The organism is Psychrobacter sp. KH172YL61, assembly GCF_007182895.1.
Classification (GTDB): Bacteria; Pseudomonadota; Gammaproteobacteria; order Pseudomonadales; family Moraxellaceae; genus Psychrobacter; species Psychrobacter pacificensis.
In genome coordinates, this window is record NZ_AP019516.1 from 2,368,318 (window position 1) to 2,389,067 (window position 20,750).

The window sequence follows — 20,750 nt, forward strand, 5'->3', positions numbered from 1 at the left end:
TAACAACAGATAAGCAACAAATGGCTTATCTTATCGCATAAATCATTGAATCTACCAAATACGAGCCAAGCTTGCCCATTCGATCATACTATTTGGCAAAATACCAAAGAACAGGATAATGGCCGTCACCGCAATAACCATAATACCGCCGGTACGAATACCCCATTGTCCGGACACGTCAAACTCGATGAACTGCTTAGGACGCTTGAACAGTGTGAGTAACACGCGCAAGTAGTAGAATAGACCAATCGCACTACCTAGGATAATCATCGCAGCTAAGAACCAGTTGGTTCCTTGTACAGCAGCCAATATCGCAAATAGTTTGGTGATAAAGCCTGCGGTCAATGGAATACCAGCCAGTGATAACATCATGATAGTCATCACTGCCGTCAATACTGGACGACGCCAGAATAGCCCTTGATAATGTGTCAGCTCATCGGCCTCACCAGATAGGCGATATGGACTCGACATCAATGTCACCACACCAAAGGCACCGATAGACGTAAAGGCATACACCGCCATATACATACTAGAAATGCTATCAGCAGCAGCGCCAATACTGACGATGACGATCATCACATAACCCATATGGGCAATGGATGAATAACCCAATAGACGTTTGAGGCTGGTCTGACGCACAGCTAACAAGTTACCTACCAAGATAGACAAGGTTGCCATCACCATTAATAACATTTGCACCGATGGCAATGCCAATAAAGAGGTATCGATTAAGAATCGAACCGCTAGCGCCATCATGGCAACTTTTGAGACAGACGCCAAAAAGGTCGCGATAGGGACAGGCGCGCCTTCATAAACATCTGGTGTCCACATATGAAAGGGGAGCTGCAGAAAGCTTAAAGGCGATACCAAACATCATCATCGCCGCACCCAATATCAGTAGTGGCGATTCAAAAATATTGCCCAATACCATGCTGATTGGCTTAAATGCCAACGAGCCAACCTCTGCATAAATAAAGGCCATACCCATGAGTAAAGTCGCTGACGCTGTCGCCGACAGTACTAGATATTTTAGTCCTGACTCAAGCGAGCGGTTACGCATATAAGTATAAGCGAGCAAACCATATAAAGGCACTGACAGCATCTCAAGACTCATAAAGAATGATGCCATATGCTGCGCGCTTACCATGAGTAATGCACCAATGGTCGATAGCAGCATGAGCAAGTATAGCTCTTCTTTATTGTCTTTTAGATCGGCCAGATACGCATACGATAGCGTACAACACGCCAAGGCACAAACTAGAACTATCACCATATTGAACTGTGCAAAGTTATCAATCACAAATAACTGCTCAGCATTTGGCGCAATAGCACCGCTTTCAATAAAGCCCGTCATTTGCCCAAGTAACGTAACCAGAGCAATATTCAAACCGACTACGGTGATTGTACCAGTGACCATATGCGAGCGCTTGATAGTGATGGCAATCATCACCACGAGTACCGTAATCACTACGGCGATAATCGGTGCGTAAGGCACAAGCCCTATCAAATCATTCATTGTAATCTCATTCATGACTTAACGTGCCTCCATTACATCAAGCAGTTGCGACGCATCTACCTGTGTCACTTGACTGTATATATATGCATTGTTGATCCACTGCATCGCGTGACTTGAGGTATCAAGGAACGGCTGTGGATATAATCCGAGCCAGACCAAACCAGCCGCTAACATCAATAGTAATGACAGCTCGCGCTTGCCCAAATCTTTTAATCTACGTGCAGGCAAACCATGTGACTTAGTCTCTCGCTCTGCCAATGCAGCGATGTTGTTTTCACCAAATAACGCGCGATAAATCAAAATAAGCGAGTATAGACCTGCAAGCACCAAGCTGAATGTCGCAAATACCACAAACACAGGATACTGAGCAAAGGAGCCAAATAAAATCATAAACTCGCCAATGAAGTTACCTGTACCTGGAATACCAAGCAACGCCGCACAGAAGAACATCAATATCGGTGCGTAGTAACGGAACTGTCCCCACATACCACCCATCAAGGTCAAATCACGTGTATGCAGACGCTCATATAGCTGCCCTGCCATGATAAATAGTGCGGCTGAGCTAAGCCCGTGCGCAAGCATCTGAATCATCAGACCTTGTAAGCTGAGCAATGTTCCAGCATAGATTGCTAATACCACAAAGCCCATATGCGAGATACTGGTATACGCTAGCAAACGCTTCATGTCGGTCTGCATAAACGCGAGCCAAGCACCGTAGAAGATACCAATCGTCCCCAAGGTAATGGCAATCGGTGCAAACTCTTGTGACGCTACTGGGAATAACGGCAACACAAAACGAATCAAACCATAGGCGGCAGTTTTAATGAGCACACCTGCCAAATCCACCGAACCTGCCGTTGGTGCCTGCGCATGCGCATCTGGCAACCAGCCATGAAAAGGTACAATAGGCAACTTCACCGCAAAACCAATGAAGAAGCACAGCATGATGGGATATTCCCAGCCGCCAAGTGACGTACCGAGTAAGTCATTATAGTTAAAGCTGACCACCCCAGTTTGGGCGTAGCTGATAATGACCAATACCAAAATACCGATGAGCATGATAAGCCCAGACGCTTGGGTATAGATAAAGAATTTGGTTGCGGCATATTCTTTGGTTTTGCCAACCACATCATGACCCCAAAGCGCGATCAAGAAATAGATAGGAACCAGCATCATCTCCCAAAAGAAGAAGAATAAGAACAGATCAATCGCTAAGAAAACCCCGATAACGCCGCCCAAACTCCATAGCAAGTTTAGGTGGAAAAAGCCAACGCGGCGCTGAATCTCATTCCACGAACAGGCAACAGCTGCCACACCAAGCAAACCTGTTAAGGCTACCATCATCAGTGACAAACCATCTAGCGCCAAGTGAAAGCTAATACCAAAGCTCGGTATCCACGGCACACTAAATTCTGCGACCCAAGGCACGGCAGCATCTGGCGCGATGACCTGCTTACTCATACCGCTAAAATCACCCTGCTGCCAAAGTATTAATGACAAAGCAAAGGTCAACATCATACCGATCAAGGCAATCCAGCGCGGCAGACGTTTATTAAATCGCTCCACCAACCAGCATAGCAATCCTGCAATAAAAGGGAATTGCGATTAATGCTGGTAGCATCCACGTTTGTTGTAACTCCATCATCTTTACACCACCGTTATCATTACCAGCACCAGCAATACAGCCATACCCAAGCCAAAGCTTGTGGCATAACCTCGAAGAGACCCTGTTTGCGTCGCAGACAATACTTTATTACCTGCCGAAGCCAGCTTAGGCAAGAATAGCCACGTTTTATCGATAGGGTCGGCTTTTAATAAGCGGCCGATGAACAAAAAGGGTTTTACAAAAATTATATCGTATAGCGCATCAAAACCTAGACCGTGATAGCACCAATGATATAGCGCCCCGCCAATACGTGAGCGCTTAAAGCTCATGAGCATGCGACCTTTATTGACGACATATAATAGTGCTGCCAATATCAAACCGGCCACCATCGCACCCATCGCGATATACTCTGCGGTGTGCTTAGCATGGTCTTGACCCGCGACTTCTAATAAGTGACCTACGCTCTCTGGCAATACACCTTGTAGTGGCGGCGTAATCCATGCACCAACAGCGGTAGACAATACAAGTAATACCGTTAAAGGTAACCAGTACGACACCCCTGATAGCTTGTGCGCATGGGTTTTTTCTTCACCGAAGAATATGATCCAAATCATACGGAATGTATAGATTGCTGTTAGGAACGCACCAAATACACCCATATAGAATAGTACTAAGTGACCTGTGGCATAAGTTTCCCAAAGAATCGCTTCTTTAGAATAAAAACCAACGGTAACCCAAGGTATCGCCGCGAGCGCACCGCCACCAATGATATAACACCAAAATACCAATGGTATCTTTTTACGCAGACCGCCCATTTTAAAGATATCTTGCTCGTGATGTACCGCAAGAATAACCGCACCTGATGATAAGAATAGCAATGCTTTAAAGAAAGCATGGGTCATCAAATGGAAGATTGCCCCTTGCCACGCACCCACGCCAAGCGCTAAGAACATATAGCCAATTTGACTCATGGTTGAATACGCAAGGATACGTTTGATGTCTGTTTGCGCGAGCGCACAGAATCCAGCAACGACCAGCGTCAATGCCCCGACGCCACCAACCCAATATAATAAGATGCCTGGGGTCAACTCAAATAATGGATGCAAGCGGGCAATCAGATAAACGCCAGCCGTTACCATTGTTGCCGCGTGAATCAATGCCGATACGGGTGTTGGACCTGCCATCGCATCAGCAAGCCATGTGTGTAGTGGCAACTGCGCTGATTTACCCATCGCGCCGCCGACCAACATCATCGTGGTAAGCATCATCGTTGGGTTATTTACATCGAACACTTCTGGCGCGCGCGTAATAATCTCTTGAATATTAAGCGTACCGAATTCGCGGAATAATAAGAACAAACCAAAGGCTAAGAACACATCACCAACACGTGTGACGGTAAAGGCTTTCATCGCGGCGCGACCGTTGGCTCTGTCATGGTAATAATAACCAATCAATAAGTACGAACAGATACCCACGCCTTCCCAGCCAAGATATAGCAAGAACAAATCATCTGCGAGTACCAGTAACAGCATGCTGGCCACGAACAAATTCATATAGCTAAAGAAACGGGCAAAGCCAGTGTCGCCTTTCATATACCAAGAGGCAAACAGATGAATCAAAAAGCCAATCCCAGTAATGACGCCTGTCATAGTCAATGCCAAACCGTCAAAGCTCAAACCGAAATGCGGCGCAAAGTCGCCAACTTGGAACCACGTCCATAGCGGAACTTCAATTACCGTTCCAGCTGGATTGGTGGTCAAAAAGGTATAGCTAACGACTAGCGTACATAATGCTGATAACAGCATGCTACCCACGCCAACAATCGCTGCGACCGTCTCTGATAATTTGTCGCGCATAAAGGCTAAAATCAAAAAGCCAATGAGCGGGAATATAAAGGTTAATGGTAATAAACTCATGACATCATCCTTTCATCTCATTGGCGCTATCGACATCGAGATGCCCACGCTGATGATAAAAACGCAATAATATTGCCAGACCAATCGACGCTTCAGCCGCAGCCAAGGTCAAAATAAAGATAAACATAATCTGCCCGTCTGGATCGACCCAGCGACTACCTGCCACGACAAATGCTAGTGCTGCCGCATTCATCATGATCTCAAGACTCATGAGCATAAATAAGAAGTTACGTCGTACCATGACGCCGCACAGACCAATAGCAAATAAAATACCTGCCAAAATCAGTCCATGGCTCATGGGTATCATACCCAGTACATTTTGCGCCTCAGCAACTGGCTGTACTAAGCCTGCCACCTCGTGGGCAAACGGCACGTTTGACACCTCTTGTGCCACGCTTGCTGCTAGTACCATTAGTCTGCCTCCTTGCGCGTCACTTTGTTCGCACCTGTTTTCATGCCTACCTTCATACCAACATAGTCATGCGGGTCAACATCTTTATATTCGTAGGGCTTAGCCATTTTTACGCCATCATGCTGTGTAAGCGCACTGTCATTGTCGTATTGTTTGATACTGCCTACACTTGGCTGAACGTCTTGACTCGCATGACCGACGATCTCTTCATCAATCGACTCTTTACCTAAGTGATATGCCGCCACCAAAGCCGCTAGTAGTAACAAAGCTGCAATTTCAACCAGCATGATATATTTGGTAAATAGCACCGTACCGACTGCTTTGGCAGAGATAGTCGTGCCACCCATCATAACGGCTTCATCATGACCCATACCAATCATTGCATAGAGCACAACGGCAATGATTATCGTCAATCCTGTCGGTATCGCCCAAGTACCAGCATCGAGCCAACGCTCTTCGCGCTCGTCATTACTCATGCCCAAGTTCAGCATCATGATAACGAAAACAAATAGCACCATAATGGCACCAGCATAAACAACAATCTCTAGCGCACCTGCAAACGGCGCTCCTAATACAAAGAATATCCCAGCAATTGCCAGCAACGATACAATCATCGATAAGATAGCATGCACTGGATTGGCCTGAGTCACGACGCGCAGACTGGCAAATATCGCCACTGCTGCAAGTGAATAAAACCCAGCCAGTTCAGGATGGTTCAAAATATTCATCATGGTAGCAAGCTCCTTAGATCAATCGGTGCAGACTCATTTTGTGCTGCACCTTTTGGTTTATCTGCTACCGCCATACCTGTCACACGATAATAGTTATAATCAGGGTATTTACCTGGTCCTGAAATGAGCAAATGCTCTTTTCATAGACCAAATCTTGGCGCTTATATTCACCCAGCTCAAAATCTGGGGTCATTTGAATCGCTGTCGTTGGACAGGCTTCTTCACACAATCCACAAAAGATACAGCGTGAGAAGTTAATTCTAAAAAACTCTGGATACCAGCGTCCATCTTCACGCTCGGCTTTTTGTAATGAGATACACCCTACCGGACATGCCACCGCACACAAGTTACAAGCCACGCAGCGCTCGTCTCCATCAGGATCACGCGTAAGGACAATACGTCCACGAAAACGCGGCGGCACAGGTACCGGCTCTTCAGGATAAAGGATGGTGTCACGCGGTCTGAGTGCATGACTATTGACCATCCACATGCTGCGGACAATGGTAAATATACCAATGACGGTCTTTTTTATGGTAGTAAACATGGGATTATTATCCTTATCAGCTTTACCCTAGTTCATCAGTGATGGCTAGTAATGACTATAACGTTGGGGAAAAGATCAAAATGACCGCAGCAGTGATTAATAGATTAATCAGCGTTACTGGCAGACATACTTTCCAGCCAAAGTTCATCACCTGATCATAACGCGGACGCATGAGTGAGCCTCGAGCCAAAATAAACATGGTCATAAAGAACAGCGTTTTAATCATGAACCAAAAAACTGGTGGAATAAATGGGATATCTAAATTGAACGGCGCAAGCCAACCGCCAAAGAACAAGCAAGTCATCAAGGCAGAAATCAAGACAACGTTGACATACTCACCAATGAAGAACATACCAAACTTCATGCCCGAATATTCGACATGATAGCCTTCAGCCAGTTCTTGCTCTGCTTCTGGTTGGTCAAATGGATGTCTGTGCGTAACCGCCACACCCGCGACCACAAAGGTCAAAAAATCCAAAAAACTGCGGAATGATATACCAGCCGTCGACTTGTGACTCAACAATAGCGCGTAAGTTAAATGAACCTGTTAGTGCAACAACGCCCATCAACGACAAACCTAAAAACACTTCGTAACTGATCGTCTGTGCAGCTGAGCGCAAACCACCGAGTAGCGAGAATTTGTTAGCAGATGCCCAACCACCGAACATCACGGCATATACCGCAATACCCGCCATGGCAAAGAAAAACAAAATACCAATATCCCAATCAACCACGCCAAGTGTTGGCGAGATAGGAATAATGGCAAATGAAGCCAGTGCCGTGAACATCGCGACCGCAGGTGCCAAGGTGAACATAAACTTGTCAGTAAAGTTTGGTGTCCAGTCTTCTTTAAAGAAGATTTTGAGCATGTCAGCGACTAACTGCAACGAACCAAAAGGCCCTACGCGGTTTGGACCATAACGATCTTGCCATAATGCCAGCATGCGGCGCTCATAGACAATCATCATTGCGGCAACCAATACCACGACCAAAAAGATGACTAGCGATTGACCCACCAAAAACAGAATAGACCAAGTATCAAAGCTCATGCTACCCGCCAAAAAGCTTGGCACATCAGGGGATAATACGGGTAACTTGCATATTACACCTCCTGTGTGGTGGTCGGCGCTGCGTTCATTTGCGCTGTGTCGTTATTGTTCATCATATCGTTAGCCATGCTACCCATCATCGTTACTGGCGCATCTACTTTACGTACCGACGCTGGCATTGATGGGTGAATGATACTCACCTGCCCGACTGGGTAACCGATACAGCCTTCTGCCAAATAACCAACCAGCTGTACTGGCAAGGTGATTTGTTGCTTGTCAATTTCAATCGCCAAGTAATCACCAGCAGCAATATTCCAGTCTTTGGCATCATCTATACCGATACGCCATGCTGCAACTGGCAGCTGCTCTGCGACGATTGGGCTACGTGATGCCATCATTGAGCTGGCATAGATGTTATGAATCGGTACTAGCTTCGCTTGGCCTTGTTGTAAGTCAGTTGTATTCGAAGACATGGCTTCTGGCGCCACATATTGACGAGTGGCTAGACGCTCTAGCTGATCGAACAAACGCACCCCTGGATCACCATTTTTCAGATGTCCGCCGACTTTGTCTTGGTATTTGTTCCATGCCTGCGGGGAGTTCCAACCTGCCGCATTGGCAAAAGGAATCATCGAGCTTGGTGCTTCTTTACCGCTATAACCTTCCATTGAGAAGGTCAAACCAGTGTCCAAATCTTTTGGCTGCATCGGCTCATGCACTGAGATTGGCGCACGCATAGCAGTACGACCTGAGTAACGGCGCGGTTGACGCGCGATTTTCAGACCAGTCATACGGTAGTCCGCTTCAGGCGCAGCGCCTTTGATACCTGCAAGCTTAGGATGGGTGGCAATCAATGCATTGATAACATCATCTAGCTGCGTCCAGTCGACATCACGACCTTCAATACTGCTATGCACAGCATGTATCCAGCGCCAGCCTTCTTTAATACTGCTCATCGGATGGTAGTATTCGTTGTCATAAACTTGGAAGAAACGCTGCGCACGACCTTCAGCTGATATCAATGTGCCATCCGCTTCTGCAAAGCTAGCCGCTGGCAATACAATATCGACGTCCTTATGCCAATCAAGCAGCTGATGATCTAACGCAATGACCGTTTTATCAGTCAGTAGCTGTGTCAATTTATTGGCATCAATCGCATCTGTTAGCTGGTTTTCTGCAACCACAACCACATCGTAATCAGTGGCTAGCAGCTCTTCAACTGACTGACCGCCAAGCATACAAACGCCCATGCTGTTGGCATCAGGAACCGTTAGATAGATACCGGCTTGCGCATGATAGCTATCATTCACTTCTTTTAGCTCAAGCTTGGTTGCAGGCTCACGCTCGACATCGTCTTGTGCTTCTGTATCAACGCCCGTTTCCGGTTTGTTGGGTTTAGCAGACAAGTCTTTGTCTTCGCTTTGCTGAGCAGTTGCTGTTTGTGCTTCAGCGGCGCGAACCTGCTCATTATGTGCCTCAACTTGCTGCTGTTCCGTTGCTTTAATCGCAGCACGTTTTTGTGTTAATGCTTGAGTAATCTGTGCCGCCGCTTCTATTAATGCGGTAGACGACAGGCTAGTACCAGAGATGATTAATGGCTTATCCGCTTGAACCAAATCATAAGCGATCTGCTGAGCCAATGCTTGCATCGCATCCACATTAGCGTCTTGTTCAGCCGCTTGTGGGTCCGCTACTTCTGCTAAATCATCAGCGAAGTTAGCAATTTCATCAGCGACTTTAAAACCAAGTTTAGTGATGTCTTCAGGTGTCGCGACTACGCTCACTTTACTGATGTCTTCTAGCTTGGTTTGGGTCACATCAATGACATAAACTGGGCTTAATGCATCTTGCGCGATACGCTTAACTGGTTCAGCAAGCCAAGGCTGCGTTTGCAGCGCCGCCGCCATTTTTAGGCCTTCGTTCTTTGCGGCTTGGCGTACTGATAGCGCCACTCGTGATGAGGGTTTGCGTGATGTCCTCACCTAATACGAGCACTGCATCATGCGTTTCGATATCGGTCATGCTAGGGTTATAAATGCCTTCCGTGCTAAGCACTTCGATGCATTTATTGACCAGTGCTTGTTGCTGATGATTCAGACCTGTTGAGAAGTTATCAAAGCCAACGAGGTTTTTTAGGGCAAAGTTAGTCTCAAGGCTGGCGCGGCGAGCCAATACCAATGACTTTTTTATCTTTGATACGTTTGATGGTTTCATCAAGAGCATAGTCGATATTGATTTTGACATGTTTATCATTGATGCGCTCAAACGCTTGGTTGGACGATCAGCGCGGTTGACATAACCGTAACCAAAGCGACCACGGTCACATAAGAAGTAACGGTTTACTTCGCCGTTATAGCGGTTTTCGATGCGGCGCAATTCACCATATCTCTCACCCGGTGAGATATTACAACCTGCTGAGCAACCATGACAGATGCTTGGTGCGTACTGCATATCCCATTTGCGGTTATAGCGTTCAGAATGCGTTTTATCGGTAAATACACCCGTTGGGCATACTTCGGTTAAGTTGCCTGAGAACTCGCTTTCAAACTGACCATCTTTATCACGGCCAAAGTAGACGCGATTGTTTGAGCCATAAACACCCAAATCTTCGCCGCCTGCGTAGTCTTTATAAAAACGGACACAACGATAGCAAGCGATGCAACGGTTCATCTCATGGGCGATAAATGGCCCAAGCTCTTGGTTATGATGGGTGCGTTTGGTAAAGCGATAGCGACGACGGCTATGACCTGACATATAAGTCATGTCCTGCAAATGACAATGTCCGCCTTCTTCACAAGTTGGACAGTCATGTGGATGGTTGGTCATGAGTAGCTCAACCATCGACTTGCGGAATGCTTTGGCTTCATCGTCAGTCACGGAGATGTACATATCATCGCCAGGGGCGACCATACATGACATGACGAGACGACCACGACCTGCTTCCATATCGTCTTTATTCTGGAATTGCTTGACCGCGCACTGACGGCACGAGCCTACTGAGCCTAGGGCTGGATGATAACAAAAATACGGCACATCAATGCCGAGTGATAAGCAGGCTTGTAGTAAGTTGTCGCTGCTATCTACTTCGACAGTGGTTCCATCAATATGTATGACTGCCATGCCGCTCTCCTTATTTCACTGCTGGCTGTTGGTTGGCTGCCGCATCAATCACATCGACACCAACCGCCTGCGCGATTTTTTGATCAAACTCTGGACGGAAATATTTAATCGCACTCATTAGTGGTTCCATCGCACCTGGTGCATGGGCACAAAACGTCTTGCCAATCCATAAGTCACGCGTCAGGCCCTCTAGTTTTTCGACATCGCCCACTTGTCCCTCACCGTTATTGATAGCGGTCAGCAATTTGACGCCCCACGGTAAGCCATCACGACACGGTGTACACCAGCCGCACGACTCGCGTTGAAAGAAAATCTCAAGGTTACGAAGTAACGGCACCATATCTTGCGACTCATCGACGACCATGATAAGCCCAGTACCCATACGGCTACCCGCTTCTTGAATGGTGTCAAAATCTACGACCACATCCAAATAATCGGCGGTTAAAAAGTCCGTCGAGGCGCCGCCCGGTAACCAAGCCTTCAGCGTTTTACCATCTTTCATACCACCGGCTAAATCTTCAATGATTTCGCGAGCCGTATAACCAAAGGGTAACTCCCAGAGGCCTGGATCATTGACCAAGCCTGAACAGCCAAATAATTTGGTGCCTGGCGTTTTACTTTTACCTTTAATCTCGGATAGTGATTGATACCACTCTACGCCGTGATTCAAGATGGCTGGCATATTGCATAAGGTCTCAACGTTATTGACAACCGTTGGTCTGCCCCATGCACCAGAGATTTGCGGGAAAGGGGGTTTGGTACGTGGGTTAGCACGGCGACCTTCTAAGCTGTTAATCAATGCGGTTTCTTCACCGCAAATATAACGTCCAGCGCCAGTATGCACATGCAGATTAAAACTAAAATCTGAGCCTAAAATATTGTCGCCCATGAGATTGTTGGCCAAACATTCTTCGATAGCAGCGACCAAACGTTCAGCGGCCAAGATATACTCACCGCGGATAAAGATATAACCGTCAGTGGCACCAATCGCATGCGCGGTAATAAGCATACCTTCAATCAACTGAAACGGTAAACGCTCCATTAATAGACGGTCTTTAAAAGTACCCGGCTCCATTTCATCAGCATTACAGATAAGATAACGCGGCAAACCGTCCGGCGGCGACATAAACGACCACTTTAGACCCGCGTTAAAACCTGCACCGCCGCGACCTCGGACATTGGCGGCTTTAATCATATTGCCGACGTCTTTTGGCGATTTAGATAGCGCTTCTTTTAGACCAGTGAAGCCTTTTAGAGACTCATAAGTGGCTAAATCAAGCACCGCATCATGATGCGCCAAACGCCAAGTCAATGGCTTGGTTTCGCTAGTGGCTGTCGCTTTATCGCCATAAATTGGAACACGCTGTGCATTTAGCTGGCTTGGCGCTTGGCCTTGACCGCGACGAGCAATCTGCTCTGAAATCGTTAAACTCATGCGTATAGCTCCAATAATTGCGCGACCTCGGAGGGCTGGACAGGGCCGTAAGTGTCTTCATCAATTAGTACCGCTGGCCCCTTATCACAGTTGCCCAAGCAGCAAATTGGCAATAGCGTAAAACGTCCATCAGCAGTTGTCTGACCATACTCAATACCCAGCTGTGATCTGATCTCAGCTGACAACGCTTCATAACCTGTCAAATAACAAGCCACGGAGTCACAGATGAGAATCACATGGCGACCGACAGGCTGGCGATAGATACGGTTAAAGAAAGTGGCGACCCCATCCATGTCTGACATCGGGATGTCTAGGATGTTGGCAATAGCGTTTGCTTGCGCATCATCGACCCAGCCGTTGCGCTTTTGCACAATTTTTAGCGCATCTAATGAGGCAGCACGCGCCTGTGGGTAATGGTGCATAAACTCATGAATGGCAGCGATTTCCTCAGTGGTGAGGATGCTTTCCACATCTACTTTTGGCATTTTGTCGGAAACAATTTTCATAATCTTCTGTCTTTCCTCACTCATCCTGCTCTATCACAAGCCAATATCAGTCTACTTAAAACCGTGGTTATATCGACAAGCGACAGCATTTTGGTGTGCCATCAGGCAATAATATATTGATGAACAAATACTTTTTAAGCAGCGGTTTAACCTTAAAGATCAAAATCTTAACGATCGCAGTCCGCCATCACAATATCAATCGATGCCAAATACATAATGGCATCAGAAACCAGTGAGCCATTAATGACCGATGGCATCTGCTGTATATGAGCAAACGTTGGCGTACGGATACGCGTACGATAGCTCATTGTGGCTTTGTCTGAGGTAATATAATAACTGTTCAGACCTTTGGTCGCCTCGACAATCGTCGTACACTCACCCGCTGGCATTACAGGACCCCATGATACGGAGATAAAGTGGTTAATCAGCGTTTCGATATCGTTCAGTGTACGGTCTTTCGGCGGTGGTACGGCCAGTGGATGATCTGCCTTATAAGGGCCTTGTGGCATGTTGTCCATACATTGACGAATGATACGTAATGACTGACGCATCTCCTCAACTTTGACCATACAGCGATCATAAGCGTCACCGTTGTAACCAACTGGCACTGCAAAATCGTAATTCTCATAGCCCATGTAAGGACGCGCTTTACGCATATCGAAATCCACGCCTGTCGCGCGCAGACCAGCGCCCGTCACGCCCCAAAGCCAATGCTTGCTTGGCATTGTACTGAGCGACGCCTTGGGTACGACCTTTGAGCACGCTGTTTTGTAGTGCTGCTTTGACATACTCGTCCAGGCGCTTAGGCATCCAATCTAAGAACTCACGCACCAAACGCTGCCAGCCACGTGGCAGATCAGCCGCCGTACCACCGATACGGAACCAAGCCGGATGCATACGGTAGCCTGTCACGGCTTCGATGACGTCATAGGCTTTTTGGCGATCGGTAAACATATAAAATACAGGGGTCATACCACCTGCATCCTGAATGAATGTACCGACGTATAGCAAATTGTTGGTAATACGGAAAAACTCGCTCATCATCACACGGATAGTCTCGGCGCGAGGGTGGGACGGTAATCCCAGCGAGCTTTTCGACTGACATGATATAAGGCAGCTCATTCATCACACCGCCTAAATAATCGATACGGTCGGTATAAGGAATAAATGAGTGCCATGTTTGACGCTCAGCCATCTTTTCTGCGCCGCGATGGTGATAGCCAATATCAGGGATACAGTCGACGACTTCCTCGCCATCCAACTGTAGTACCAAACGAAACGCACCGTGAGCGGAGGGTGGTTAGGACCGATGTTCAAGAACATAAAGTCTTCATCACGACCTGAGCGCTTCATGCCCCACTCTTCTGGGACAAAACGTAGGTTTTCTTGCTCGTATTGCTGCTTGGCGGTATTCAAGAAATACGGGGTAAATTCAGTCGCACGCGCATGATATTCTTTACGCAGTGGATGACCTTCCCAGTATTTTGGCAATAAAATACGGGTCAAATGCGGATGATCTGTAAAGACAATACCGAACATGTCCCACACTTCGCGCTCATACCAGTTGGCATTTGGCCAAATATTGGTCGCGCTTGGGACATTGAGGTCATCTTCGCTCAGTGCGACCTTGACACGTATATCACTATTGCGCTCAAGCGACATCAGGTGATAAAACACCGTAAAGTCACTGTCAGGCAACCCTGCGCGATGCTGACGCAGACGCTCATCTATCGCTGACAAGTCAAATAGCATGACGTGGGGCTTGGGCAGTTTGCGCAAAAATAAAAGCACGTCTAATAAATCTGCACGCGCCACCCAGACTGTTGGAATCTCATCCACAGTGTGCTGTACGACAAATTTACCAGCATACTTTTGCTCCAGCTCTGTAATGACGGCTGGGACGGGCTTGATCTTAGGATCTGTGTTTTCGACTACCGTGACCATGAATGATGTATTCCTTCATTAATCATAACTGAGCGATGTCAATCAAAGTGAGGCTATGTCAGTCATAACCAAACCATGATGAGCGCATAAAATATTGAGGTTGCTAAATCTACATGCTATCTAAATTTAGATACTGTCTAAACTTAGATGCTGTCTGGGCTACGCAAGTTTTTGACAGCGATACGATCTGCTTGCTTACGGTCACGCTCAGGCGTCATTTGCGGCTGATAGATACCCTGCTCATTGACATGGATGCCCAGCGGACGACGCTCTTTGGTGATAGATTCTTGCAATAACATCAAGCCTTGAATCAATGCTTCTGGACGCGGCGGACAGCCTGGCACATACACATCGACAGGGATCACTTTATCCACCCCTTGTACGACCGAGTAGATATCATACATGCCGCCTGAATTGGCACAAGCACCCATAGAGATGACCCATTTTGGCTCAAGCATTTGCTCATAAAGACGCTGAATAACAGGGGCCATTTTGACAAAACATGTACCAGCAACGATCATCACATCTGCCTGACGGGGTGAGGCGCGGATAACTTCGGCCCCAAAGCGTGACAAATCATGAACGGCGGTTAAGGTAGTGGCGTATTCAACATAACAGCAAGACGTACCAAAGTTAAATGGCCAGAGCGAGTGCTTGCGCCCCCAGTTTGCTGTCGAATGAACGAGGTCTTCGAGACGACCCATAAAGACGTTTTTATTGACTTCATCTTCGATAGGATCATTGACCGTTTGGCGGGTCTGTGCAGGGTAGGTATCTGCATCAGGGTTGGCTTTTGTTAATGTGTATTTCATAACATACAACCTTTATATTAAGCTTGGCGTCATACTCATCTTGTATACGCTGTCGCCAAAAATTTCGTTATTAATAAGGGGCCAATCACAAGCAATCGTTGCAACAAAATGCGATCAGCGAAAGCCAGCAGTACTCACTAGTGCGCAGGCTTGTCGTTTTGTGCAGACGTCGCAAAGTCCACAGACGTCACATTACCTGTGGTATTGATATGATCAATGTTTTGTAGATGGCGACGGTTGGCTTCGATATTGTTTGAGACATTGATTTGACCGGATGATTGCGCGGGTACTTTACCAGTAGGATCGACCATCAGCTCATGAGCACCATCAAACTTGGTGATGTCTGCCAAATTAAAACCAGCTGGCGCAGCATGTAGCCGAGGTTTTTTGCGGCGCTTGTCAGCAGGTGCCCAGTTCATCGCACCCAAGCTCAGCTCATAAATCAAACCGATAATCAGAATAGTGATAAAGGTAGCAGCAGCGGCAAAACCAAGCCAGCCGGCCTCTCGCACTGACACAGAATACGCGTAGAGATACAGCGCCTCTAAATCGAAAATCACAAAGAAAATCGCGACCAAATAGAATTTAGCAGACAAACGAATACGGGCGTTGCCAGATCCGACAACACCCGCTTCAAATATCTCTTCTTTTTGTAAGCCTTGAGAGCGACCACCAAGTAAACGCGGTACCACCAGCATAAAGACAACTAGCCCAATGGCGGCTAAGATAAAAGCAACTGCTGACCAATTAAAAGCAGACATGATAATACGTGCTCCTCACCCAATCGAGTGTTAGACACAGCGCAGGCACTGACCCATTAAGGCCGCCTCACGACAGGTATAACGCAGACGAAAACACAAAGCAGTTGTCATTCACTGACACTGTGTTTAAGTAACTGTCATTGAGTCACATGTTAGGTATTTTGCTGGTAATAACCAATTATCAAGCTTATTAACGACGATGTCAGACCTGACCAACGGTAGAGATTCCGGTATGCACGCGGATAAAGGCTGGTCGCCCAACGCATCTTCTAACAACGTAAGATCAACGTATTAAATCAATATCATATCTGACTGCGTACTTAATTGATTTAATAGCTCATTACACGTGGTTAATAATGACGTGACAACTGGCATAAATTATTTATGTACTATACGCATATCAGTGCCTAAAAGCTAGTTTTTAACTGTATTCGACGGTCATTTTCTATGAAACAAAATGTGTTTTTTTTACCAAAAATTATGATATAGACGTTACCTTATATTAACCCCAAATCCATGCTTTGTTCGATGCGCAAACGCTGTCACGCTATTTATCAAAAATCAAGCGCGCTCATACCCTATTTTCATCACCCAACTCCTCCCCAAAAGTGACCGTTTTTGCTTTATAATGACCCACCTAATTTTACGATATGTCATCATCAAACCTTAAATTCTATTATCCTTATAACAAACATTATTAAGATATCAATTGTGCTATATCAGCGCTACCCTCTTTTTGCTTTTTGTCTTACAGGTCACGTTATGAGTCAACTCAATCCCAAACAACAAGAAGCCATGCTCTACGTATCCGGCCCACTACTTGTGCTCGCAGGTGCTGGCTCCGGTAAGACCTCGGTGATCACGCGTAAAATTGCGTATCTGATTCAAGAGTGCGACATGCCAGCCGAGCGCATCACAGCGGTGACCTTTACTAATAAGGCGGCACGTGAAATGAAAGCCCGTGTGAGCAAACTGCTCCCAAGCGAAAAAACGCGCGGCTTGACTGTATCGACCTTTCACCAATTTGGCCTGCAGTTTTTGCGCTATGAGCTGATGCATACGCCACTAAAAGGCAACTTCTCTATCATGGACAGCGATGACAGTAAGCGCCTCTTGATGGAGCTGATGATGCGCGACAACTTGAGTGGCGCTGAAAGTCGTGAGCTGGTTGGTAAAGCCATCAAGATGATCTCTGATTGGAAAAACGATTTGATTGAGCCTGACAAGGCGATGGAGACGTTAGACGATCCAGAAGACATGATTTTTGCGACCTTGTATGCGCTTTATGAGCGTAACTTGCGTGCGTATAATGCCGTCGATTTTGATGACTTGATTGTACTGCCGACCAAAATCTTGCGTGAAAATAGAGAGCTGCGAGACAAATGGCAAAACCGTATTCGTTATCTATTGGTCGATGAGTATCAAGATACCAATACCGCCCAGTATGAAATGATTAAGCATCTGGTTGGTCCGCAAGGTCGTTTTACCGTGGTAGGTGATGATGACCAATCTATCTATGCGTGGCGCGGGGCGAAGCCTGAAAACATGGCACTGCTAAAAGAAGATTTCCCAAAACTAAAAATCGTCATGCTTGAGCAAAATTATCGCTCAACCACCCGTATCTTGACCTCTGCCAATGCCGTTATTCTGAACAACGAGCATTTATTTGAAAAAAACTGTGGTCAGATAAAGGTCAAGGCGAAAAAATTCGGATTATCAACTGCCGTAATGATGATGATGAATCTGAGCGCGTCGCCAAAGAAATCGTCACGCACAAATTGCGTTTTGGTAATGAGTGGGAGCAGTATGCAGTACTCTACCGCAGTAACTTTCAGGCACGAATGCTTGAGGCACAATTGCGCCAGCTACAAGTCCCTTATAAGCTATCAGGCGGTCAATCGTTCTTTGCGCGTAGTGAAATCAAAGACATCATGGGCTATCTACGCTTGATTTTGAACCCTGAAGATGACAGCGCGTTTTTACGTATTATCAATACACCCAAGCGCGGTATGGGACCTGCTACGCTAGAAAAGCTTGGCTTATTTGCTCAAGAGCATAGTATCTCGCTACTGGCTTCTTGTACTCATGCCGGCTTGGCTCATGTGTTGCCGTCAAAAGCGTATGGCACGATCAAAGAGTTTGGCGAGTTCATCGAGCACTATACACGTGAGCTCGATCAACACCCTGATCCTGTGCCAATCGTACGCCAAATGATTGATGAGACGGGTTATATAGATTTTGTCCGTAGCGATGCCAAAACCCCGCAGCAAGAAAAAAACCGTATTGATAATATCGATATGCTCTATACCAGTATCCAATCTCTCATTAATCGCGCAGAAGAAGACGAAGACCGCACGATTGATACCATCATTCGTAAGCTGGTCTTGCTCGATATGCTCGAGCAGCAGCAAGAAGAAGAGAACACCAACAAAGTCAATCTAATGACCTTGCATGCTGCAAAAGGTTTGGAGTTTGATTTTGTTTATATCATGGGGCTTGAAGAAGAGATGCTACCGCATCGTAACTCTATTATGAGTGAGACGATCGAAGAAGAGCGTCGTCTGATGTACGTAGGCATCACCCGCGCGCGTCGTGAGCTGACTTTGACGCTTGCGGCCCAGCGCCGTGCCGGTGGTCAGATGCGCGTGACCTCAGAGTCCAGATTTTTGGACGAGCTACCTGAAGATCATGTTGACTGGCCCGCCAAGGCCAAAAAGAAAAAAAGCCATCAAAGACCCAGAAGCGGTCGCTGATGAGTACTTAGCCAATATTCGCGCTTTATTGGGTAAGCGCTAACATCAATATTGACAGTGCTGATGCCAAAAGAACTGACTCGGCAAACGCTAACCCGACGTTTTGCCATTTGCTATTATTAACACTTTATAAAAGATATTGGAATCCTTATGCCTACCTCGATGCCCGATCAGGAACGACCATCAGTGCTACCAGGAGATTATAATCCGGCTGAATACAGTGCCGAATATAAACTGCTGTATTTGCAGGATTTGGTTGCTGATAAAGCATATGAGGCGATTACAGAGTTTTTAGAAAAGCAGTCTGAGTATGAAATTGCAAGCCTACTAGAGTCTTTCCCGACTCAAAACCGCCTACTCATCTGGGAGCAAGTACCAGAGAGCATTAAAGGTGAGGTACTTGCTGAGCTCGAGTACGATACCCGCCAGCCATTATTAGAGAATATTTCTTCTCAAGAAATCTCGCTATTTACCCAAGATCTTGATGCCCAAGACATCTCTGAGATTTTGGATACTGTCACTGAGAGCGTACGTACCTCAGTCATGGCAACGCTCGATGAAGAAACGCGCGTCCAAGTCAATAAACTTGATACGTATGATGACTGGGAAGTTGGGAGCTACATGGATCCCGATATTATCCAAATACGGGATGATATCTGTCTGGCGGATGTACAGGATTGGCTACGCGAAAACGAGGATCTGCTCGATGACGAAAGCCAAGAACTGCTTGTTGTCGATCAAAGCCAGCAATTACTTGGGCTATTGAGTCTGGTAGATCTGATTAAACATGATCAAAACACCCTAGTCTCAGAACTGATTGATACGGCTATCACCATCAATGATCGCCTAGATATCCAAGATGCTGCAGCGATTTTTCGTTCAGAAGACATTCGTTTCGCCCCCGTGACAAATAGCTATGGCGAGCTGGTTGGACAGCTAAATGGCGAGGACATCATGGAGATTATCCAAGATGATGTCGATAGCACTATGAAAAATCTTGCTGGTGTCAGTCAAGACGAAGAGCTGTTTGCGCCTATTTTGACCAGTGCCAAAAGCCGTAGTGTTTGGCTGGGTATCAATCTATGTACCGCGCTCTTGGCAGCCGCGGTGATTGGACAATTCGAGGAAGTCTTGGCACAAGTGGTGGCGCTGGCGATATTGATGCCTGTGGTCGCCAGCATGGGCGGTATTGCAGGCTCGCAAACCTTGACCGTCGTTATCCGCGGGATGGCAATGGGTCAAATCGGTGGTTCTAACCGAGTCTGGCTCCTTAATAAAGAGCTGTGGGTTGGCGCGATAAACGGTATCATTTGGGCGATCATCATGGCATTTATTGCCCAATTATGGTTTCATGACATCGAAATTAGTGCTGTCATTGGCTTTGCCATTGCGATCAACATGACGGCGGCGAATGTCTCGGGAATTAGTATACCGCTGTTACTTAAGCGCATGAACATTGACCCAGCCTTGTCTGCCTCGGTGATTTTGACCACCGTGACGGATATTGTTGGTTTTATGTCATTTTTAGGCTTGGCGAGTGTGTTAATACTCTAGTGAATTGCTAAATAATAAAGTATCCAATAAAAACACAGCATTGCTATTCATATATCATTGTTGTTTATAAAATATTGTTAAATAGTCTTAA

General features: G+C 46.5%; 10 protein-coding genes and 6 pseudogenes. 2 read left to right on the plus strand and 14 right to left on the minus strand.

Translation table 11 applies throughout. The features are described 5' to 3' along the window. Window positions 1-51: 51 nt before the first annotated feature. The 14 genes and pseudogenes from nuoN to ndhC form a co-directional block, all read right to left on the minus strand. A pseudogene (nuoN, locus tag PKHYL_RS12645) lies at window positions 52-1,531 on the minus strand (NADH-quinone oxidoreductase subunit NuoN). A gap of 3 nt (window positions 1,532-1,534) precedes the next feature. After that, a pseudogene (gene nuoM / locus PKHYL_RS12650) lies at window positions 1,535-3,158 on the minus strand (NADH-quinone oxidoreductase subunit M). Between the two features lie 5 nt (window positions 3,159-3,163). Then, window positions 3,164-5,038, minus strand: coding sequence for an NADH-quinone oxidoreductase subunit L (gene nuoL, locus PKHYL_RS12655; protein ID WP_240365338.1), 1,875 nt, complete (start codon window positions 5,036-5,038; stop codon window positions 3,164-3,166). 4 nt (window positions 5,039-5,042) lie between these two features. Beyond that, complete coding sequence (gene nuoK, locus PKHYL_RS12660) at window positions 5,043-5,351, minus strand: NADH-quinone oxidoreductase subunit NuoK (protein ID WP_025653102.1); 309 nt, start codon at window positions 5,349-5,351, stop codon at window positions 5,043-5,045. Between the two features lie 98 nt (window positions 5,352-5,449). Beyond that, window positions 5,450-6,181 carry an NADH-quinone oxidoreductase subunit J gene (nuoJ, locus tag PKHYL_RS12665; protein ID WP_240365339.1) on the minus strand — a complete coding sequence of 244 codons (732 nt, stop codon included), beginning with the start codon at window positions 6,179-6,181 and terminating at the stop codon, window positions 5,450-5,452. Beyond that, window positions 6,178-6,725, minus strand: a pseudogene (gene nuoI / locus PKHYL_RS12670) (NADH-quinone oxidoreductase subunit NuoI). The gene nuoJ and the pseudogene nuoI overlap by 4 nt, the downstream one beginning before the upstream one ends. 55 nt (window positions 6,726-6,780) lie before the next feature. Continuing rightward, window positions 6,781-7,774 (minus strand): annotated as a pseudogene (nuoH, locus tag PKHYL_RS12675) (NADH-quinone oxidoreductase subunit NuoH). Window positions 7,775-7,827: 53 nt separating this feature from the next. Beyond that, the gene (locus PKHYL_RS12680) at window positions 7,828-9,756 is read right to left on the minus strand and encodes a molybdopterin-dependent oxidoreductase (RefSeq protein ID WP_240365340.1); all 1,929 of its coding nucleotides are present in this window, start codon (window positions 9,754-9,756) and stop codon (window positions 7,828-7,830) included. Next, a complete protein-coding gene (gene nuoG / locus PKHYL_RS12685; protein WP_240365341.1) occupies window positions 9,644-10,894 on the minus strand; it encodes an NADH-quinone oxidoreductase subunit NuoG in 1,251 nt (416 codons plus the stop codon). The genes PKHYL_RS12680 and nuoG overlap by 113 nt, the downstream gene beginning before the upstream one ends. Before the next feature lie 10 nt (window positions 10,895-10,904). After that, on the minus strand, window positions 10,905-12,329 hold the full coding sequence (gene nuoF, locus PKHYL_RS12690) for an NADH-quinone oxidoreductase subunit NuoF (RefSeq protein ID WP_071003281.1): 1,425 nt from the start codon (window positions 12,327-12,329) through the stop codon (window positions 10,905-10,907). Further along, window positions 12,326-12,835, minus strand: coding sequence for an NADH-quinone oxidoreductase subunit NuoE (gene nuoE / locus PKHYL_RS12695; RefSeq protein ID WP_058024550.1), 510 nt, complete (start codon window positions 12,833-12,835; stop codon window positions 12,326-12,328). The genes nuoF and nuoE overlap by 4 nt, the downstream gene beginning before the upstream one ends. A gap of 167 nt (window positions 12,836-13,002) precedes the next feature. Beyond that, a pseudogene (gene nuoC / locus PKHYL_RS12700) lies at window positions 13,003-14,779 on the minus strand (NADH-quinone oxidoreductase subunit C/D). A gap of 143 nt (window positions 14,780-14,922) precedes the next feature. Next, the gene (locus PKHYL_RS12705; RefSeq protein WP_058024548.1) at window positions 14,923-15,591 is read right to left on the minus strand and encodes a NuoB/complex I 20 kDa subunit family protein; all 669 of its coding nucleotides are present in this window, start codon (window positions 15,589-15,591) and stop codon (window positions 14,923-14,925) included. Between the two features lie 137 nt (window positions 15,592-15,728). Continuing rightward, window positions 15,729-16,352 (minus strand): NADH-quinone oxidoreductase subunit A, encoded by a 624-nt coding sequence (ndhC, locus tag PKHYL_RS12710; protein ID WP_093070712.1) that lies wholly within the window; start codon window positions 16,350-16,352, stop codon window positions 15,729-15,731. A 762-nt stretch (window positions 16,353-17,114) separates the two neighbouring features. On the opposite strand from ndhC, the pseudogene PKHYL_RS12715 reads away from it, so the two are divergent. Together PKHYL_RS12715 and mgtE are read left to right on the plus strand one after the other, a co-directional pair. After that, window positions 17,115-19,148, plus strand: a pseudogene (locus tag PKHYL_RS12715) (UvrD-helicase domain-containing protein). Window positions 19,149-19,267: 119 nt separating this feature from the next. Continuing rightward, window positions 19,268-20,659 (plus strand): magnesium transporter, encoded by a 1,392-nt coding sequence (mgtE, locus tag PKHYL_RS12720; protein ID WP_167669402.1) that lies wholly within the window; start codon window positions 19,268-19,270, stop codon window positions 20,657-20,659. Window positions 20,660-20,750: the final 91 nt, after the last annotated feature.